We start from the raw sequence: 601 nt of genomic DNA, 5'->3' as shown, positions 1-601 counted from the left end.
TTTGTTCTTTGAAAACTGGATATTATGAAGTGACGGTCAGGCCTTCGGGTCTGACCACACCGAGAAACACCACTGTGATTTTTTGAGTTCTTGGTGGACGAATAGTCCACCGTAAATGACCATTTTAGGTCAAGTGAAGAAGGGCGCACGGCGGATGCCTTGGCACTAGGAGCCGATGAAGGACGGGACAAACACCGATATGCTCCGGGGAGCTGCACGTAAGCTTTGATCCGGAGATTTCCGAATGGGGGAACCCAATCATCCTTAGGATGATTGCCTGGACGTGAATACATAGCGTTCATGGCGGCAGACGTGGTGAACTGAAACATCTCAGTAGCCACAGGAAGAGAAAGAAATATCGATTTCCCAAGTAGCGGCGAGCGAACAGGAAAGAGCCCAAACCAGCGTGCTTGCATGCTGGGGTTGTAGGACTGCGGTAGTGAGTAAAAAAAGAAGCACTTAGGCGAATGATCTGGGAAGGTCAGCCAGAGCGGGTGAGAGCCCCGTAGCCGAAAAGTACTTCACTCCAAGCAGGATCCTGAGTACGGCGGAACACGTGAAATTCCGTCGGAATCTGGGAGGACCATCTCCCAAGGCTAAA

Annotated in this window: 1 rRNA gene; it reads left to right on the top strand. The window is 51.1% G+C overall.

The features are described 5' to 3' along the window. Nucleotides 1-127: 127 nt before the first annotated feature. A 23S ribosomal RNA gene (locus FD09_RS15610) occupies nt 128-601 on the top strand; the annotation flags it as partial.

It is taken from the genome of Schleiferilactobacillus perolens DSM 12744 (genome assembly GCF_001435585.1).
Taxonomy (GTDB): Bacteria; Bacillota; Bacilli; order Lactobacillales; family Lactobacillaceae; genus Schleiferilactobacillus; species Schleiferilactobacillus perolens.
Note: the sequence above shows the minus strand (reverse complement) of the source record. Positions and strands in the feature narration are given on the sequence as shown.